19 protein-coding genes and 2 pseudogenes are annotated in these 15,329 nt (G+C 65.4%); 14 read left to right on the forward strand and 7 right to left on the reverse strand.

What is annotated here, in order from left to right:
• Positions 1-34: 34 nt before the first annotated feature.
• From tsaD to ABID41_RS07830, 4 genes are read left to right on the forward strand one after another with little or no spacing between them, the layout of a single operon-like run.
• The gene (gene tsaD / locus ABID41_RS07815) at positions 35-1,129 is read left to right on the forward strand and encodes a tRNA (adenosine(37)-N6)-threonylcarbamoyltransferase complex transferase subunit TsaD (RefSeq protein ID WP_331931804.1); all 1,095 of its coding nucleotides are present in this window, start codon (positions 35-37) and stop codon (positions 1,127-1,129) included.
• Positions 1,126-2,115 (forward strand): NAD(P)H-dependent glycerol-3-phosphate dehydrogenase, encoded by a 990-nt coding sequence (locus ABID41_RS07820; protein WP_331931803.1) that lies wholly within the window; start codon positions 1,126-1,128, stop codon positions 2,113-2,115. The genes tsaD and ABID41_RS07820 overlap by 4 nt, the downstream gene beginning before the upstream one ends.
• A 14-nt stretch (positions 2,116-2,129) precedes the next feature.
• The gene (locus ABID41_RS07825; protein WP_331931802.1) at positions 2,130-2,417 is read left to right on the forward strand and encodes a YciI family protein; all 288 of its coding nucleotides are present in this window, start codon (positions 2,130-2,132) and stop codon (positions 2,415-2,417) included.
• Complete coding sequence (locus ABID41_RS07830; RefSeq protein ID WP_331931801.1) at positions 2,414-2,782, forward strand: Rieske (2Fe-2S) protein; 369 nt, start codon at positions 2,414-2,416, stop codon at positions 2,780-2,782. Before ABID41_RS07825 ends, ABID41_RS07830 begins: the two co-directional genes overlap by 4 nt.
• 4 nt (positions 2,783-2,786) lie before the next feature.
• Here the strand turns inward: ABID41_RS07830 and ABID41_RS07835 are convergent, their stop codons facing one another.
• Genes ABID41_RS07835 through ABID41_RS07845 form a run of 3 tightly spaced genes read right to left on the reverse strand, consistent with a single transcriptional unit; the run spans position 2,787 to position 4,372 of the window.
• Positions 2,787-3,542, reverse strand: coding sequence for a creatininase family protein (locus tag ABID41_RS07835; RefSeq protein WP_331931800.1), 756 nt, complete (start codon positions 3,540-3,542; stop codon positions 2,787-2,789).
• 57 nt (positions 3,543-3,599) lie between these two features.
• Complete coding sequence (locus tag ABID41_RS07840) at positions 3,600-3,839, reverse strand: helix-turn-helix domain-containing protein (protein ID WP_331931799.1); 240 nt, start codon at positions 3,837-3,839, stop codon at positions 3,600-3,602.
• 2 nt (positions 3,840-3,841) lie between these two features.
• Positions 3,842-4,372 (reverse strand): DUF2975 domain-containing protein, encoded by a 531-nt coding sequence (locus tag ABID41_RS07845; protein WP_331931798.1) that lies wholly within the window; start codon positions 4,370-4,372, stop codon positions 3,842-3,844.
• A gap of 133 nt (positions 4,373-4,505) precedes the next feature.
• Here ABID41_RS07845 and rdgB point away from each other — a divergent pair, with 133 nt between their 5' ends.
• From rdgB to ABID41_RS07880, 7 genes and pseudogenes are all read left to right on the forward strand, one after another.
• Complete coding sequence (rdgB, locus tag ABID41_RS07850) at positions 4,506-5,105, forward strand: RdgB/HAM1 family non-canonical purine NTP pyrophosphatase (protein WP_331931797.1); 600 nt, start codon at positions 4,506-4,508, stop codon at positions 5,103-5,105.
• A complete protein-coding gene (gene hemW / locus ABID41_RS07855) occupies positions 5,102-6,247 on the forward strand; it encodes a radical SAM family heme chaperone HemW (RefSeq protein WP_331931796.1) in 1,146 nt (381 codons plus the stop codon). The genes rdgB and hemW overlap by 4 nt, the downstream gene beginning before the upstream one ends.
• A gap of 24 nt (positions 6,248-6,271) precedes the next feature.
• Positions 6,272-7,141, forward strand: a complete 870-nt coding sequence (gene rsmI, locus ABID41_RS07860; RefSeq protein ID WP_354297380.1) for a 16S rRNA (cytidine(1402)-2'-O)-methyltransferase — start codon at positions 6,272-6,274, stop codon at positions 7,139-7,141.
• Entirely contained in the window at positions 7,138-7,512 is a 375-nt protein-coding gene (locus tag ABID41_RS07865) for a YraN family protein (protein ID WP_354297381.1), read from the forward strand. The genes rsmI and ABID41_RS07865 overlap by 4 nt, the downstream gene beginning before the upstream one ends.
• A gap of 11 nt (positions 7,513-7,523) precedes the next feature.
• On the forward strand, positions 7,524-8,339 hold the full coding sequence (locus ABID41_RS07870) for a SirB1 family protein (protein ID WP_354297382.1): 816 nt from the start codon (positions 7,524-7,526) through the stop codon (positions 8,337-8,339).
• A 61-nt stretch (positions 8,340-8,400) separates the two neighbouring features.
• The gene (gshB, locus tag ABID41_RS07875) at positions 8,401-9,348 is read left to right on the forward strand and encodes a glutathione synthase (RefSeq protein ID WP_331931216.1); all 948 of its coding nucleotides are present in this window, start codon (positions 8,401-8,403) and stop codon (positions 9,346-9,348) included.
• 132 nt (positions 9,349-9,480) lie between these two features.
• Positions 9,481-10,398: pseudogene (locus ABID41_RS07880) on the forward strand (YifB family Mg chelatase-like AAA ATPase); the annotation flags it as partial.
• A 56-nt stretch (positions 10,399-10,454) separates the two neighbouring features.
• Here ABID41_RS07880 and ABID41_RS07885 read toward each other — a convergent pair.
• The gene (locus tag ABID41_RS07885; RefSeq protein WP_354297383.1) at positions 10,455-10,673 is read right to left on the reverse strand and encodes a hypothetical protein; all 219 of its coding nucleotides are present in this window, start codon (positions 10,671-10,673) and stop codon (positions 10,455-10,457) included.
• A gap of 328 nt (positions 10,674-11,001) precedes the next feature.
• Positions 11,002-11,964: pseudogene (locus ABID41_RS07890) on the reverse strand (IS1595 family transposase); the annotation flags it as partial.
• A 113-nt stretch (positions 11,965-12,077) separates the two neighbouring features.
• Between ABID41_RS07890 and ABID41_RS07895 the strand changes: the two are divergent.
• Positions 12,078-12,419 (forward strand): DUF6471 domain-containing protein, encoded by a 342-nt coding sequence (locus tag ABID41_RS07895; protein ID WP_354297385.1) that lies wholly within the window; start codon positions 12,078-12,080, stop codon positions 12,417-12,419.
• An 11-nt stretch (positions 12,420-12,430) separates the two neighbouring features.
• Positions 12,431-12,976 (forward strand): hypothetical protein, encoded by a 546-nt coding sequence (locus tag ABID41_RS07900; RefSeq protein ID WP_354297386.1) that lies wholly within the window; start codon positions 12,431-12,433, stop codon positions 12,974-12,976.
• Positions 12,977-13,809: 833 nt separating this feature from the next.
• Here the strand turns inward: ABID41_RS07900 and ABID41_RS07905 are convergent.
• On the reverse strand, positions 13,810-14,334 hold the full coding sequence (locus ABID41_RS07905; RefSeq protein ID WP_354297387.1) for a hypothetical protein: 525 nt from the start codon (positions 14,332-14,334) through the stop codon (positions 13,810-13,812).
• Between the two features lie 453 nt (positions 14,335-14,787).
• Between ABID41_RS07905 and ABID41_RS07910 the strand changes: the two genes are divergently transcribed.
• A complete protein-coding gene (locus ABID41_RS07910; protein ID WP_354297388.1) occupies positions 14,788-14,919 on the forward strand; it encodes a hypothetical protein in 132 nt (43 codons plus the stop codon).
• Positions 14,920-15,038: 119 nt separating this feature from the next.
• Here ABID41_RS07910 and ABID41_RS07915 read toward each other — a convergent pair whose 3' ends face one another.
• Entirely contained in the window at positions 15,039-15,311 is a 273-nt protein-coding gene (locus ABID41_RS07915; protein WP_354297389.1) for a hypothetical protein, read from the reverse strand.
• Between the last annotated feature and the right edge of the window lie 18 nt (positions 15,312-15,329).

Consider the following 15,329-nt stretch of genomic DNA (forward strand, 5'->3'; position numbering starts at 1 on the left):
GACCAGGCAGCAAGCCGCAACTGCGGGAGATCCCTTGGCGAACACACCGCTCACCGTTCTTGGCCTCGAGACGAGCTGCGACGAGACCGCGGCCTCGGTCGTGCGCCTGGACGCGAACGGCCGGGTGGAGGTGCTGTCCTCGGTGATCGGCACCCAGTTCGCCGCCCACGCGCCCTACGGCGGCGTGGTGCCGGAGATCGCCGCCCGCGCCCATGTGGAGATGATCGATTCCGTCACCGCCCAGGCGATGAAGGAGGCGGGCCTCACCTATTCGGACCTTTCGGGCGTAGCGGCTACCGCGGGCCCTGGGCTCGTCGGCGGAGTTATGGTCGGGCTCTCGTTCGGCAAGGCGGTGGCGCTAGCCCGCGGTCTGCCGCTCGTGGCGGTGAACCACTTGGAGGGCCATGCAGTCTCGGCCCGGCTCGCGGCGGACATCCCCTACCCTTTCCTGCTGTTGCTGGTGTCGGGCGGTCATTGCCAGTTGCTGTCGGTCGAGGGCGTCGGCGCGTGCCGCCGCCTCGGCTCCACCATCGATGACGCTGCCGGCGAGGCCTTCGACAAGATCGCCAAGAGCATGGGCCTGCCCTATCCCGGCGGGCCGGCCCTGGAGAAGCTGGCCGAGGGCGGCGATCCCTCGGGCTATGAGCTTCCCCGCGCCCTGTTGGGCCGCAAGGGCTTTGACTTCTCGTTCTCGGGCCTGAAGACCGCCGCCGCCCGCTTTGCCGCGACCGTCGCCACCGAAGAAGAGCGCCGCGACCTGGCCGCCGCCGTCCAGGCCGCCATCGCCCGCCAGCTTTCCGAACGGACCGACAAAGCCATGGCCGCCTACGCCCAGGAGCGCCCGGGCCAGTCGCTGCGCTTCGTGGTCGCCGGCGGCGTGGCCGCCAACAGGGCGGTCCGCTCCAGGCTGCAGGAGGTGGCGGAGCGGCACGGCTTCTCCTTCGACGCCCCGCCCCTGGCCTATTGCACTGACAATGCGGCGATGATCGCCCTGGCCGGCGCTGAGCGGCTGGCGCTCGGCATCTCCGATCCGCTGGACGCCGCGGCCCGGCCGCGCTGGCCGCTGGACCCGGAGGCCGCGGCCGCCAATCCCACCCACGCATTCGGCCGCAAGGGAGCCAAGGCATGAAGACCGCAGGCGTCATCGGAGGCGGGGCCTGGGGCACCGCCCTAGCCCTGGTCTGCGCCCGCGCTGGGCTTGCGACTACGCTCTGGGCGCGCGAGCCCGACGTGGTCACAGCCATCAACGAGACCCGGGAGAACAAGACCTTCCTGCCTGGCGTGGTGTTCGACGCGCCGGTCCGCGCAACCACCGACCTGGCCGATCTCGCCGGCGCAGACTTCGTGCTCAACGTCACGCCCGCCCAGCACCTCCGCGCCAGCCTCGACGCCTTCCGGCCCTACGCCCGCGCCGGCGTGCCCATGGTGCTGTGCTCCAAGGGCGTGGAGCAGGGCTCGCTGAACCTGATGACCGAAGTGCTGGAGCAAGGGCTGCCCCAGGCCTCGCCGGCGGTGCTCTCGGGTCCCAGCTTCGCCATCGACGTCGCCCGTGGCCTGCCGACCGCCGTCACCCTGGCGTGCCCGGACGAGGAGCTCGGCTTCCAGATCGGCACGGCGCTCAGCCTGCCGACCTTCCGGCCCTATCTCGCTACCGACATGATCGGGGCCGAGATCGGCGGCTCGGCGAAGAACGTACTAGCCATCGCCTGCGGCATTTCCGAGGGCAGGGGCCTGGGGCGCAGCGCCCATGCGGCCCTGATCACCCGCGGCTTCGCCGAGATGACCCGAATGGCCATCGCACTGGGCGGCAAGGCCGAGACGGTAGCCGGGCTCTGCGGCCTCGGCGACCTGGTGCTGACCTGCTCGAGCCCGCAGTCGCGGAACATGAGCGTCGGCCTGGCCCTCGGCGGCGGCCAGACCCTGGAACAGGCCCTCGCCGGCAAGGTCTCGGTGGCCGAGGGCGTCGCCTCCGCCCCCGCGGTCGTCGCCCTCGCACGCAAGCTGGGGGTAGAGGCCCCGATCTGCGAGGCGGTCGCCGCGATCCTGGCCGGCCAAGCCCAGGTAGAGGAGGCCATCACCCGTCTCATGTCCCGCCCCATCAAGTCCGAACGCTAAAGCTGGAGCCTGCCTTGCCCCTATTCGTCCTGCACTGTGTCGACAAGCCGAACGCACTGGAACTGCGGATGGCCACCCGGGAGACCCACTTGGCCTATATCGCCGCCGGCAAGGAGAAGCTGAAGCTGGCCGGTCCGATGCTGGACGCCGACGGGAACATGGCCGGCTCGATGCTGATCCTCGACGTGGCCGACCTGGCCGAGGCCGAAGACTTCGCCGCCAACGATCCCTACCGCCGGGCGGGCCTGTTCGAGCGGGTGGACGTACATCCGTTCAAAGCCACCCTGGGCGGACTGGATTGAGCCGAGACGGCCCAGACAATCCGGCGCGGCCGGGGCCGGGCGTTGCGCTCTGCGCCCTGGCCGAGCTGGCCGATCCGGGCTCCAAGGGCTTCCGCTTTCGCGAAGGCGGCAAGATGTTCGCCGGCTTCGTGGTCCAGACCGGAGGCGCGGTGCGCGGCTACGTGGATTCCTGCCCCCACGCCGGCTGGCCGCTAGCCGCCTGGGACGACCGCTACCTGACCCGCGAGGGCGACCTCATCCTCTGTGGAGGCCATGCCGCGCTCTTTCGGCCAGGCGATGGGCTCTGCGTCGCCGGCCCCTGCGCCAACCAGCGCCTGACTCCCTGGCCGGTGGCGGTGATCGACGGCCGGATCGTCACCGCCTGAAACCTCAGCCGCGCGCCGGAAAGACCTCGGCCGAGAAGTCAGTCACGTCGGCCACCAGCCCTTCGACCGCCAGCTTCACCAGCTCGCCGCCCTTTTCCGGGGTCGCCTGAGCCGGGTCCGATCCCATGCGGCCGTCCGTATAGCGGGCGCGGAAATCCAAAGCTTCGCGGATTGGGCCGGTCGGGGCGATCTGCGGCGCATAGTTCGCCGCCTTGACGGCGTCCGGATAGGCCCACTGGGTGACCGCGATCTCGGACGGGGTCGCATGGCTGCCGTGGCCTGTGGGGAATTGGCGGTTGGCCAAGGCGTTCACGCCGCGGAGGTCCCACCAGTTCTTCAGCTTCAGAGCGAAGCCCCGTTCACGCCCGGCGAAGCTCGCCTCGGCATAGAGCTCCGAGAAAGCCGCCTCGATGGTGGCGACGTTCCCGCCGTGGCCGTTGAGGAAATAGATCTTCTCGAACCCGTGGCCCGCCAGCGAGCGGCACCAGTCGCCGATCGCCGCCATGAAGGTCGAGGGCCGCAGCGAGATGGTGCCCGGAAAGCCCAGGTGGTGCTGAGCCATACCGACGTTGAAGGTCGGGGCGACCAGGATGTCGGCGCTCTTCTGGGCCTCGTGAGCGATGATCTCGGGGCACAGCCAGTCGGTGCCCAGCAACCCCGTCGGACCATGCTGTTCGTTGGAGCCGATCGGGACGATCACGGTCTTTGAGCGTTGAAGGAAAGCTTCGACCTCTTGCCAGGTCGACAGATGAAGCAGCATTTCGAAGTCCTACTGGGGGAAGACGGCCACACACTAGTCCGGCTTGCGGCGGCGGGCCTACTCGAAGTCGTCGTCGAGGCCCGCGTCATCAGGCCCCGGCTCGTAGACCAGCAGGTCGCCCGGCTGGCAGTCCAGCTCCCGGCAGAGCGCCGAAAGGGTGGTGAAACGCACCGCCCTGGCCTTGCCGGTCTTGAGGATCGAGAGGTTGGCGATGGTCACGCCCACCCGGTCCGCCAGCTCTGTCAGCGACATCCGCCGTTCGAGCAGCACCCGGTCGAGGTTCACGCGGATCGGCATGGCTAGATCGTCAGCTCCGCTTCACGGCGAAGGCGGGCGCCCTCGCGAAACACCTCGGCCAGGACGAAGACCACCAGCACCGAGAACCAGGCGGTCGGGCTGAACTCAGGCCGGGTGATGTCGGCGCCGGGCAGGGCCCAGATCCCAATGGCGTAGATGACGTAGCGCCCGATCTCGAGACCCGCCAGGACGAGGCCGATGACCCGCAGCCGCCGCACGTTCTCCGGATGGAAGGGATCGCCCGAGGTCAGGGTGCCGAAGATTCGCCGCAACCGCTCGACGATGACCAGGACGCCGGCGAGATAGAGTCCCGCCGCCGCCAACCCGCCCAGCAGGACCGGCCCGCCCGCCTCGATTTCCGTCGCGCCGGTGCGGATGGAGATGTTGTCGATCAGCTCCGGATTGAAGCTGAACAGCACCGCAGCCAGCATCATCAGGGCCACTGCGCCCAGGCCGATCCACAGGGCGAAGAACACCACGTCGAGAATGATCTTCAGGAAGCTCGAAACCGAGCCTGGCCCAAGGGCGCGCATCGCGGCTCTCCGCATCAGTCCAGCTCAGACTACGAGCATATATCGAAAAACGATATTAAACTTTTGAAATGCGCCACAGGGGCTTGGGGGTTAGGTTCCGCGCCCATTCCCGTCCAACCCTTCCAGAGGAACCATGACCCTGAAGCTGGAGCCCGGCGCGAAGCTGGTGGTCGCCACCCACAATCCCGGCAAGGCCCGCGAGATCGCCGCCATTCTCGACAATCGCTTCGAACTGGTCACCGCTGGAGACTTGGGCCTTTCCGAACCAGATGAGACGGAAAGCACCTTCGCCGGCAACGCCATGCTGAAGGCGCGCGCGGCGGCGCAGGCCAGCGGCCTCATTGCGCTCGCCGACGATTCCGGCCTGTCGGTCGCGGCTCTGGATGGCGCGCCGGGCATCTATTCGGCCCGCTGGGGCGGCCCGGAAAAGGACTTCGTGGGCGCGATGACGAAGGTTGAGCAGCGGCTCGAGGAAGTCGGGGCCGAGGATTTTTCGGCCTGGTTCACCTGCGCCCTGGCGGTCGCCTGGCCCAACGGTCCGGCGGTGGTGGTGGAAGGTCGCGTGGATGGAACCCTGGTTTTTCCGGGCCGCGGCGACCGCGGCCACGGTTATGACCCGATCTTCCAGGCGCTCGGTGAGGAAATCTCCTTCGGTGAGATGGACCCGGCCCGCAAGGACGAGATCAGCCACCGTGCCCGCGCCTTCGCCAAGCTCAAGGCCGCCCTGCTGTGACCCAAGCGCTCGGGGTCTACATCCACTGGCCCTACTGCGCGAAGATCTGCCCCTATTGCGATTTCAACGTCTACCGCGCCCGCGGCAAGGCCGAGGAACAGGCGGCCCTCGCCCAGGCGATCGCGGCCGATCTTGAGGCCCAGCGGGCGCTCACCGGCGACCGCGAACTGGTCTCGGTCTTCTTCGGCGGCGGCACGCCCTCGCTGATGGACCCGGCCTGGGCCGCGGAGCTGATCGAGCTGGCCCGCAAGCTCTGGACGCCGGCCGGCCAGATCGAGGTCACCCTCGAAGCCAACCCCACCGACGCCGAGGCCGGCCGGTTCGCGGCCTTCGCCGCCGCCGGCGTCAACCGGCTCTCCCTGGGGCTCCAGGCCCTGGACGACGAGGCCCTGCGCCTGCTCGGCCGCAACCACGACGCAGTCTCCGCAAGGGCCGCCGCCGCCGAAGCAGCCGCCCGTTTTCCGAGGCTCTCCATCGACATGATCTACGCCCGGCCAGGGCAAACCGCAGAGGCCTGGCGCGAGGAGCTCAAGGCCGCCATCGACCTCGGTGCCGAGCACATCTCGCCTTACCAACTCACCATCGAAGAGGGCACCGCCTTCGACCGCGCGGTGCGCCGCGGTCGCATCGTCCCGCCCGGCGATGAAGCCGCCGCCGAACTCTTCGACGCGACCCAGCAGACCCTCGAGGCCGCCGGCTTCGAGGCCTACGAAGTCTCCAATCACGCCAAGGGCCTCGCCGCCCGTTCGCGTCACAACCTCGTCTACTGGAGAGGCGAGGATTATGTGGGCGCAGGCCCGGGCGCCCACGGCCGGCTGACTCTGCAGGGCGCGCGCACAGCCACCCAGGCGGCCGCGAGGCCCGCCGACTACATCGCGCAGGTCCGCGCTGGCGGCCTCGGCTTCGTCGCCGCCGAACCACTGAGCCCCCGGGAAGCGGCCGAGGAGCGGCTGCTGGCGGGCCTGCGGATCACCGAGGGCGTCGCCTATGCGGACGTCGCCCCGCTGGGCCTCGCTCCCGGCCATACCAAGGTTCGTGAGCTGGTCGAGGCGGGGCTGCTGGCCGACGACCGAGGCCGCCTGCGAGCGACCGCAGCGGGCCGACTTCTACTCGACCACGTCACCTCAAGGCTTGCGACCTGAGCGATTAACGGCCAAGCCTTACCCATGTCGTCGCGTCACCCGCCGCCCCCGGCCCTTTCCGACGTCCCGCTCGAACCGGGGCTCTATATCGTCGCCACGCCGATCGGAAACCTGAGGGACATCACGCTGCGCGCCTTGGACGTGCTGGCCGGCGCCGATCTGGTGCTGGCCGAGGACACACGCGTCGCCGCCAAGCTGCTCTCCGCCTATGGCCTTTCCAAGAAGGTCGAGCGGTATGACGAGCACTCCGCCGAACGCAGCGGCCCCAAGGCCCTGGCCCTGCTGGCCGAGGGCGCGCGCATCGCGCTCGTCTCCGACGCCGGAACGCCCCTGGTCTCCGATCCCGGTTTCCGCCTGGTGCGCGAGGCGGTGGCGCAAGGCTCGGCCGTCCATCCCATTCCCGGCGCCTCGGCCCTGCTGGCGAGCCTCTCCGTCGCCGGCCTGCCCACCGACCGTTTCCTCTTCGCCGGCTTTCCGCCGCCCAAAAGCGCCGCCCGCCGTGCCTTCTTCGAGGAGCTGGCCGGAATCCGCGCCACGCTGGTGTTCTTCGAAGGCGGCTCGCGCTTGGCCTCGAGCCTCGCCGACATGGCCGCCGTCTTCGGACCGCGGGAAGCCGCCGTGGCTCGCGAACTGACCAAGCTCTACGAGACCGTCACCCGCGCCACGCTGGACGAACTGGCGGCCGATCCGAAGATGGATTTCCCCAAGGGCGAGCTGGTCGTACTGGTAGGCCCGGGCCGCGAGGAGGCGGCCACGGCGGCGGACGCCGACACCGCGTTGAAGGACGCCCTCACCCGCCTGAAGCCCGCCGACGCCGCCGCGGAGGTCGCCAAGGCCCTGGGCCTCCCCCGCCGCGATCTCTACCGCCGGGCCATGGAGCTCAAGCAGAAGTGAGCGGCCTGCGCCAAGCGCGAGGCGCCGCCGCGCGACGCTCGGGCCGACGCGCCGAAGCCATCGCCGCCGTCTGGCTGATGCTCAAGGGATATCGAATTCTCGGCTTTCGCCTGCGCACCCCGCAAGGCGAGATCGATCTGCTGGCCCAGCGCGGCAAAGTGCTCGCCATCGTCGAGGTCAAGCGCCGCACGACCCTCGAAGCGGCTCTCGAAACCGTGACTCAGATGCAACGGGACCGGCTGCGCCGAGCGGGGCGCGCAATCGCCGCACGTCGGCCGAGCTTGCAAAATCTCTCCGTTCGGCTCGATCTGATCGCACTCGCACCGGGAAAACTGCCGATACACAGCCCTGACGCCTGGCGGGGCGGATAAGCCAAGACCTGATGACCCAAGACGAAGCGGAAAGCCTGTTGCGCGAAGCCGGAAAGGCCGGTGACGACGACTTCCCGTTGCTGGAAGCGGCGATCGCCTGCGCGGTCCACGAGGATCCCGCCCGCAACGCCGAGCACGCTCGCGACCTCGCCAAGATCGGCGTGGAGCGCCTCTCCGAGCGCCTGCGCCGCGAGAGTCCCGAGGAAGCCCTGGCCGAGACCATGGCCGGCGACCTCGGGCTCACCGGCGACCTCTTCACTTACGAGCACCCCGACAACGCTTGCGTGGTCGCCGTGGCCGAACGCCGGCGCGGCCTGCCGGTAGCGCTGGGGATCTACTACCTTCATGTGGCCCGCAGGTGCGGCCTTACGGTCCAGGGCGTCGACTTTCCCGGCCACTTCCTGCTGCGCATCGAAACCCCGGAGGGACCGCTGGCGCTCGATCCCTTCAGCGAAGGCCGGGTTGTCCTGCCGTCTGAACTGACCCGCCGCGCCCTGCACGCCGGCCTGACCCCCAACGTCGCCGACCGCCTCGACCGCCTGATGGCGCCGGCCAGCGACCGGGAGGTGTTGATCCGGCTGCAGAACAACGTCTTCGCCCGCGCCGCCAACGCTCGCGACTATGGGCAGGCCGAGCGCGCCGCCCTGCGCCGGGCCCTGCTCGATCCGCTCGACCATCGCCCGTGGCTGGATGTCGCGGCCGCCCGCGAGGGCCAGGGCGCCCTGGCCGGCGCCCTGCAGGCGTTGGCCACCGCCAGCGCCCTGGACGGCGGCGCGGCGCTCGCCGCCCGCGCCCAGCGCGAACGGGTGCGTCTGCAGCTCAACTGACTGGCGCCGAGCCCCCGCTCGGACTATCTGAGACGCCTTGGCTGTTCAGGAGCGTACGCCGATGTCGTTGAAGGTCGCTGTCCAGATGGACCCCATCGAGGCCATCAAGATCGAAGGCGACACGACCTTCCTGATGATGTTGACCGCCCAGGTCCGCGGCCACTCGCTCTTCGTCTACACCCCCGACCGTCTGCTGCTGGAAGAGGGCAAGGTCTACGCCCGCGGTCGCTCGGTCACTGTCAAGGACGCGAAGGACGACCACGCGTCGTTCGGCGACTGGGAACTGGCCGACCTCTCGACCTTCGACGTCGTCCTGCTGCGCCAGGATCCGCCTTTCGACATGGCCTACATCACCTCCACCCACTTTCTGGACGTGATCCATCCCAAGACCCTGGTCGTGAACAATCCGGCCGAGGTGCGCAACGCGCCCGAGAAGCTGTTCGTCACCAGCTTCCCTGGCGTACAGCCGCCGACCCTGATCACCTCCGACGTCGAGGCCATCTACGACTTCCGCGCCCGGCACGGCGACATCGTGCTCAAGCCGCTCTATGGCGGCGGCGGCTCGGGCGTGGCGCGGCTGCTGGCGGACGATCCCAATCTCGACGCCCTGCTTGACCTGCACCGCATGATCGGGCGCGAGCCGGTCATCGCCCAGAAATTCATTCCCGCCGTCTCCAAGGGCGACAAGCGCGTCCTCCTGGTGGACGGCGAGCCGGTCGGCGCGATCAACCGCGTGCCCAACGCCGGCCAGATCCGCTCGAACCTCGCCGTCGGCGGCCGCGCCGAAGCGGTGGAACTGACCGCCCGCGACCGTGAGCTCTGCGCCATCATCGGCCCGGAGCTGAAGCGGCGGGGCCTGATGTTCGTCGGCATCGACGTGATCGGCGACTACCTGACCGAGATCAACGTCACCTCGCCGACCGGCGCGCGGGCGCTGGAGCGCTTCACCGGAATCAACGCCGCGGAGATTCTCTGGGAGGCAATTGAAAAGCGTCGCTCAACGGTCTAGCTTACTACTCGAAGAGACACGCATAAGTCGCGGATTCGTCTCATTTTCTCATAAAGTTCCATTTTTGTTCTTGATCCGGCCCAACGGTCGTGCTCGGCTTGTGGATAAGTCGAGCCGAATCCGGGGGTTGGAATGGCGTCCCGCGTCGTCACTGTAGCTTTCCAGGGCGTCGAGGCGCGGCGCGTGGACGTCGAGGTCCAGCTCACCACCGGCGAGGTCAAGTTCATGCTGGTCGGCCTTGGCGACAAGGCAGTGGCCGAGAGCCGGGAACGGGTGCGCGCCGCCTTCGCCGGATTGGGCCTGGCCATGCCGAGCCGGCGGATCATCGTCAACTTGGCGCCTGCCGACCTGCCGAAAGAGGGAAGCCACTACGACCTGCCCATCGCCCTGGCGGTCATGGCCTCCATGGGTGTGCTGCCGCCCGACACCCTGGCCGAATGGGCCGCGATGGGCGAGCTCTCGCTGGACGGCCGCATCGTCGGGGTGGCAGGCGCCCTGCCCGCCGCGGTGGCCGCCGGCGGCATGGGCCTTGGGCTGATCTGCCCCGAGGCTTCGGGGGCCGAGGCCGCCTGGGCGGGCGACACCCGCATCCTCGCCGCGCCCTCGCTCATCGCCGTGGTGAATCATTTCCGCGGAACCCAGATCCTCTCGCCGCCGAAGCCGGGCGAGATGTCCGACGGCGACCGGGTTCCCGACCTGCGGGAGGTCAAGGGCCAGGAGAACGCCAAGCGAGCGCTGGAGATCGCCGCCGCCGGCGGCCACAACCTGCTCTTCAGCGGCCCGCCAGGGTCCGGCAAGTCGATGATGGCTGCCCGTCTCCCTGGCCTCCTGCCGCCGCTCTCGCCTGCCGAGCTGCTCGAAACCTCCATGGTCCACTCGGTCGCCGGGCTGATCGCCAAGGGGGAGCTTACGAGGGCCCGGCCGTATCGAGCCCCGCACCACTCGGCCAGTATGGCCGCGCTCACCGGTGGCGGCCTGCGAGTGAAGCCCGGCGAAGTGTCACTGGCCCACAACGGCGTGCTCTTCCTGGACGAACTGCCGGAGTTCTCGGCCATTATGCAGCAAACACACCTAACGCCGGATAAGCCATCTCTCTTCAATCCGGCTTAGGGATCGAGCGGCACGGTCAGGGAATGTCCGACCGTATTGTTCTGTCCAGGCTGACGCGCGAGTACGCAATACTCCGAGGCAAATTCAACGACGCGGAACGAGCCGTTGAGCCGGTCTTTGGATTGCGCGCCATTCGCGAGGCGTGGATCGAAATCGAGTCCACAAAGAAATTGCTCAAGCGCAAGATGGATCAGATTGAGGGGACGATCCTTCAATTCGATCCGAGTTTTGAGAAGGAGAGCGTGAAGCCGCTCCGTCCGCCTGCGCCTACACGGCGCGCGCCGGGCGCGATCACTCGGCCTGCTCTGGTCGCTTTGCGAAAGGCTGGTAGACCGCTGACCTCTCGGGAAATAGCAAAGATCATCGCGCCGACCCTTGGAATTGAAGCGCCAGATAACCGCTCTCTCGGTCGACTTTCGAGCGCCATCAACAACGTCTTCGACAAGTACGTCCTGAGGGGACGGCTTATACTCGTGGCCGAAAATCCAAAACGATGGGCTCTGGCCTCGGCGTCCTCTCGCGGGGCTGCTTCGGCGGACGCTCGCCCCGACGCTGCCAGTAGCCCTTCCAATCCCGCGAGATCGGCTGCCTAGCAGCACCGCCTAGAACCATCATGAATTGCTGACCGTTACTCGTGCGACGGAAGTCTTCCCGCCACGCCACCTCGGCCGCGTAGGCGTGGAGATATTGCGGCGAGATGCGGTGGTGGACGCCACGGTGGTTCCGCCGGAGGCGCGAATTCAGACTCTCCACGATGTTCGTGTGGACGCCATTCCGTTGCGACCACTCCTGACTGTGGTTGACGTGATGCACCTTGTCGAAATGGAGGTGCAGGACGTTCCAGTGCGCGGCCTCGTCCGTGACGACCGTAGCGCTGGAATGGACGTGCTTGAGGATCGCCCCGAGCGCATCCTTTTCATGGCCGACGACGAAGGTGAGGGTACGCCCGCCTTGCCCGCGCTCACGCAGGCTGACGACATTCCGCTCCTTGCCGTTCTTCGGCGTACGAGGGCTTTTCCCCTTGTTCCCGATGTTGCCGAGACGCTTCGATCCGCCGACCACGGCTCCGTCGATCTCGACCACGCCGGTTAGCTGTTCAGCGGTCGCCATGGCGCCGAACACCTCACGCAGTTTGTGGGTCAGCACGAAGGCGGTTCGATAGTTGATGCAGAGTTCGCGGCTCAGCCGCAGCGCGGCAACGCCATTAACGCCGTTCACGAAGAGTGCGATCGCGGTGAGTATGTCAGCGAAGTACAGCTTCCGACTGGCGAAGATCGTTCCCGAGGTGAGAGAGAACTGCTTCTCGCAGGCCTTGCACTTGAAGATCGCGCGGCTCTTGAACTCATAGACGGCGTCGGCGCCGCAATGAGGGCAAAATGGCTCTCCTCCGTTGTCCGCAAAGCGGACCGCCCGGAACGCGGCCTTGGCCTCGGATTCACTCATGCGAGCGACCTCCGTGAGGCTTAGGGATCGCGCCTTGGCGCTGAGGAGAAAGTGTTGCCGCAACCCGCCTTTCCGTGCAAAAGCATCAAATATGATGCGTATGCACGGCTGGCGCGCCCGACGTCAAGTGCAAAAGCATCATATTTGATGCTTTTGCACCGCCGGAGATGCGCCCCTTGGACGAGCTAACAGGTCAGCGTTGGGTCAAGGGCACCATCAAAGGTGAGATGGATAAGCGTGGGCTGACCTACGCAGACCTCGCTCGGCGCCTGAAACTGGTCGGTGTGGACGAAAACGAGCGCAACCTTCGCAACAAGGTCGCAAGGGGTACGTTCAGCGCCGTCTTCTTCATGCAATGCCTACAAGCGATTGGCGTGCGTAGCCTACGGATCGACATCCTAGAATTCTTGGAACAGGCCCGAGACGCAGGGGAGATCAGCCAGGACGAGGCTGATGCGGCGGCTCACGATGCGGTGTTGACTGAGATCAGAAAGATCATGGACGAGCCGGAGAAATAGGGGGCACGAGTATGTGGGCAGACGTTGCGACCGGCTTTGTGGGCGTCCTTGGAGTCGTGCTGGGGGTGGTCGTGAATGAAATGCTTCGTCGTAGAAATAGGATCGAGTCCTACTCCGCGCGCGTCTTTGATAGGCGCCTCGCAATATATGAAGAGCTGTCTGCGAAGATGGTGGCCGCGCGAAGTGTTGCCAACGATGTGATGACCAATCCAATATATAGCGGGGAAGAGAGACACGAAATCATGTCTTGCGTCATATTGGATATGGCGGGATTTGCAGACAAAAACGCGCTTTTCATAGACAGTGATCTTAGCGCTCACTGTGTAGCGGCGTTCATGGGTGCCGAAGACGTGTTCGAAATGCCAATCGGCGCCGAGCGTGAAGAAGCAAAACGTGCCTTCTGGGCTATGGATGCGAACGCTCAGAGAATGATCCGTGAAGATTCTGGCGTTGCAGAAATAAGCAAACTGTTCAAGAAGATAAACAAGCCTACCCTATCAAGTCCAATAATAGACAGAATCCGTGAGCTTAGGTCGGCGTCGTCTAAGCGCGCATAGTGCATAGCTGCCCTATGTGGCGGGGGGACTTCTAGGCGGTAGCTGGACGGGGGCGCCCAAGAAGGTCGCGTCCTCCACCACGACTTTGGCGATCGCGTCGATAAAGGCCTCCATTGCCGCCGCTCTCCGTAGCATGTTGTTGGTCGATTTCTGCCGGTAGCGGGTACGTCAATTCATCTTCTGTATAAATAGACGGACCGGGCTCATCGAAGAACAGGGTCGCATTTATCCTCTTGCCGCGATGCTTCCGAAAGTCCTCATGATCGAGGAGCCCTTCGGTCCACAACATGAGCGCATCCATAAGTTTCGCAGTGTTTTCGGGGCCAGAGACTGCGGGGCGTGATGATGCCGTGTCGCTCGCCGTGTCCGCGTCAGCGGCCATTTCCGCCCTCAACAATTCCCTGCCGCCGCATATGTTCGCCGATTGAGACCCCGCCGATGGTGCAGCGCGCCGCAACACGGTCGTAGGTGCGCCGGCCAGCTACGCAGATGGCTCGCTTGCCCTTGGCGATCCGCTCCAACGCAGCTTTCGCCTGGGTGCCACCTGGCGAGTGGAGTTCGGGAGCGTAGAAGTCGGCTAGTCGCACCTCAACCCAATCGTCGGTCGATGAACCTACCGCCACGCACATACTGTCGCCGTCACCAACGTAGGTAACCGGGCCGCTGAACGTCGCACCGGACGAGAGGTATGTGGGCATCGGACCGCGATCGGGGATGGCCTTGCAGGGATCGGCTAGGACTGGCGAACCGCAGAACAGGACGAGGGCAAGGTTGTCCCCGCCTGTGTCATTTTTCTAAGGGCGACCTGCGTCACGGCTCTTATTGGCGCGTTCTCAGCGTGGACCTTCGTGGCGTCGTTGCCACGCTGGTGAGTTGCTGAACTTCTCGACGACGGCGTAGATGCTCTCGTGATCCTGTCGACGCATCTTCCCCGTATATGGATAGCCCTTCTTTGTCGCCTGCCCCTGGAGAACTTCATAGTGTGCAGGTAGCAGGCGCTCGAAAATCAGCTTGATCTTCGGCAGCCATGTATTGTCCCGGATACTCTCATCGACTTTTCCCGAGAGAATCGCATTGCACATCATGCCAGCATGATGGAAATACAAATCGCCGGCTGACGCCAATTTCATAAAATCATCGAACGATGGATCATCGCTATCAGAATATGTTGATAGCGCTTGCGTATAAGTTTTGTAGGAAGATTCATGAGACTCGATGATTTTCATCGAATTCTCGTAGTTCTTTTGCTCTAAATCTTTCTTGTCCTTTTTACTCAATGTGAAACGACCCAGAAGTCCTATGAGCAAGGCTCCGACCGCAGATAGTATCGTCAACCACAGCGGAACCGTCTGGGTCATTTATCTTTGACTCTTTGTAGCAGCATCTCAATTGTATCCGCCTCCGATGCGTATACATGAGTATTGAATCCAGGAAGGATTTGAGCGGCTGCTCGGCGCCCCGCTTCATCTCGTGCTACGCCAGACCGGATCAGGGTTTCGGTGATCTCAGCCCACTGAGCGCCCTCCTCGGGCGTCGCGCGGCGACTCAAACCGTATTTGATCATTAGTGAATGGCCGATGTCTGCCATACGCATCCCCCTCTAGAGCGATCGTAGATTTCACTCGATTCTGTGAATTTTTACAATGACTGAGCGTGCAGGCGGCGCTCCCACGACCCAGGGTCGCCACCTCAATTGCTCAGAGAGGAGCGCCGCCGGCCTAGCAAACACTATCGGCGGGATGATAATCCCAAGGTGCGTGAGACCCGACACTCCCCCGATGCGCTGTTTATCAACGCTCATGGAGATAGCCATGTCTTACACCATCAAGATCGGACGCGATTCCGAGACCGGTGAGTTTATCACCGTCTCGGAAGCACGCCGCCGCAAGGCGACGGCAGTCGTGGAAACGATCAAGGTGACTAGGCCGAAGCGGAAGCGCTGACGCTTAGACGCAGGTGGCGGTCAGTTACAGGCTGACCGCCACCAACTTGACTCAAGAATTTTGGTCTATTTCTTGTTAAAAGTCAATATTTTATGCTCCGCCGGAGCGAGGTGCTTACTCTAAAACTCCAACTTGTCCGAAATGGTCGCTCCGTGGGCTCGCGCACGCTCGACCACATCGACACCAACCGAGGTGGGGCAGGACACCTCAATAATGCGCGCAGCCAGTTCGTTGCCGTTGGCTCGGCACATTGAGGCGGCGGTCGCAAAGACTGCGTTCCCCTCGTCCGCCGTAATCACACCCTTCAGCGTCAATTCGGCCGCAAGTGCAAAATTCGACATAAGCGCAGCAAGGGATGCCGCCTCTGGGGTGACCATGAGCTTTTCGCCCATCAAACTCTCCATATTTTC

This window comes from Phenylobacterium koreense (assembly GCF_040545335.1).
Lineage (GTDB): Bacteria > Pseudomonadota > Alphaproteobacteria > Caulobacterales > Caulobacteraceae > Phenylobacterium > Phenylobacterium koreense.

What these genes read in the sequence shown, in the direction of transcription:
- ABID41_RS07820 (WP_331931803.1), top strand. Translation starts at nt 1,126, where the DNA reads ATGAAGACCGCAGGCGTCATCGGAGGCGGGGCCTGGGGCACCGCCCTA.
- ABID41_RS07835 (WP_331931800.1), bottom strand. Translation starts at nt 3,542, where the DNA reads ATGCTGCTTCATCTGTCGACCTGGCAAGAGGTCGAAGCTTTCCTTCAA.
- ABID41_RS07840 (WP_331931799.1), bottom strand. Translation starts at nt 3,839, where the DNA reads ATGCCGATCCGCGTGAACCTCGACCGGGTGCTGCTCGAACGGCGGATG.
- ABID41_RS07845 (WP_331931798.1), bottom strand. Translation starts at nt 4,372, where the DNA reads ATGCGCGCCCTTGGGCCAGGCTCGGTTTCGAGCTTCCTGAAGATCATT.
- rdgB (WP_331931797.1), top strand. Translation starts at nt 4,506, where the DNA reads ATGACCCTGAAGCTGGAGCCCGGCGCGAAGCTGGTGGTCGCCACCCAC.
- rsmI (WP_354297380.1), top strand. Translation starts at nt 6,272, where the DNA reads ATGTCGTCGCGTCACCCGCCGCCCCCGGCCCTTTCCGACGTCCCGCTC.
- ABID41_RS07870 (WP_354297382.1), top strand. Translation starts at nt 7,524, where the DNA reads ATGACCCAAGACGAAGCGGAAAGCCTGTTGCGCGAAGCCGGAAAGGCC.
- gshB (WP_331931216.1), top strand. Translation starts at nt 8,401, where the DNA reads ATGTCGTTGAAGGTCGCTGTCCAGATGGACCCCATCGAGGCCATCAAG.
- ABID41_RS07900 (WP_354297386.1), top strand. Translation starts at nt 12,431, where the DNA reads ATGTGGGCAGACGTTGCGACCGGCTTTGTGGGCGTCCTTGGAGTCGTG.
- ABID41_RS07905 (WP_354297387.1), bottom strand. Translation starts at nt 14,334, where the DNA reads ATGACCCAGACGGTTCCGCTGTGGTTGACGATACTATCTGCGGTCGGA.
- ABID41_RS07910 (WP_354297388.1), top strand. Translation starts at nt 14,788, where the DNA reads ATGTCTTACACCATCAAGATCGGACGCGATTCCGAGACCGGTGAGTTT.
- ABID41_RS07915 (WP_354297389.1), bottom strand. Translation starts at nt 15,311, where the DNA reads ATGGGCGAAAAGCTCATGGTCACCCCAGAGGCGGCATCCCTTGCTGCG.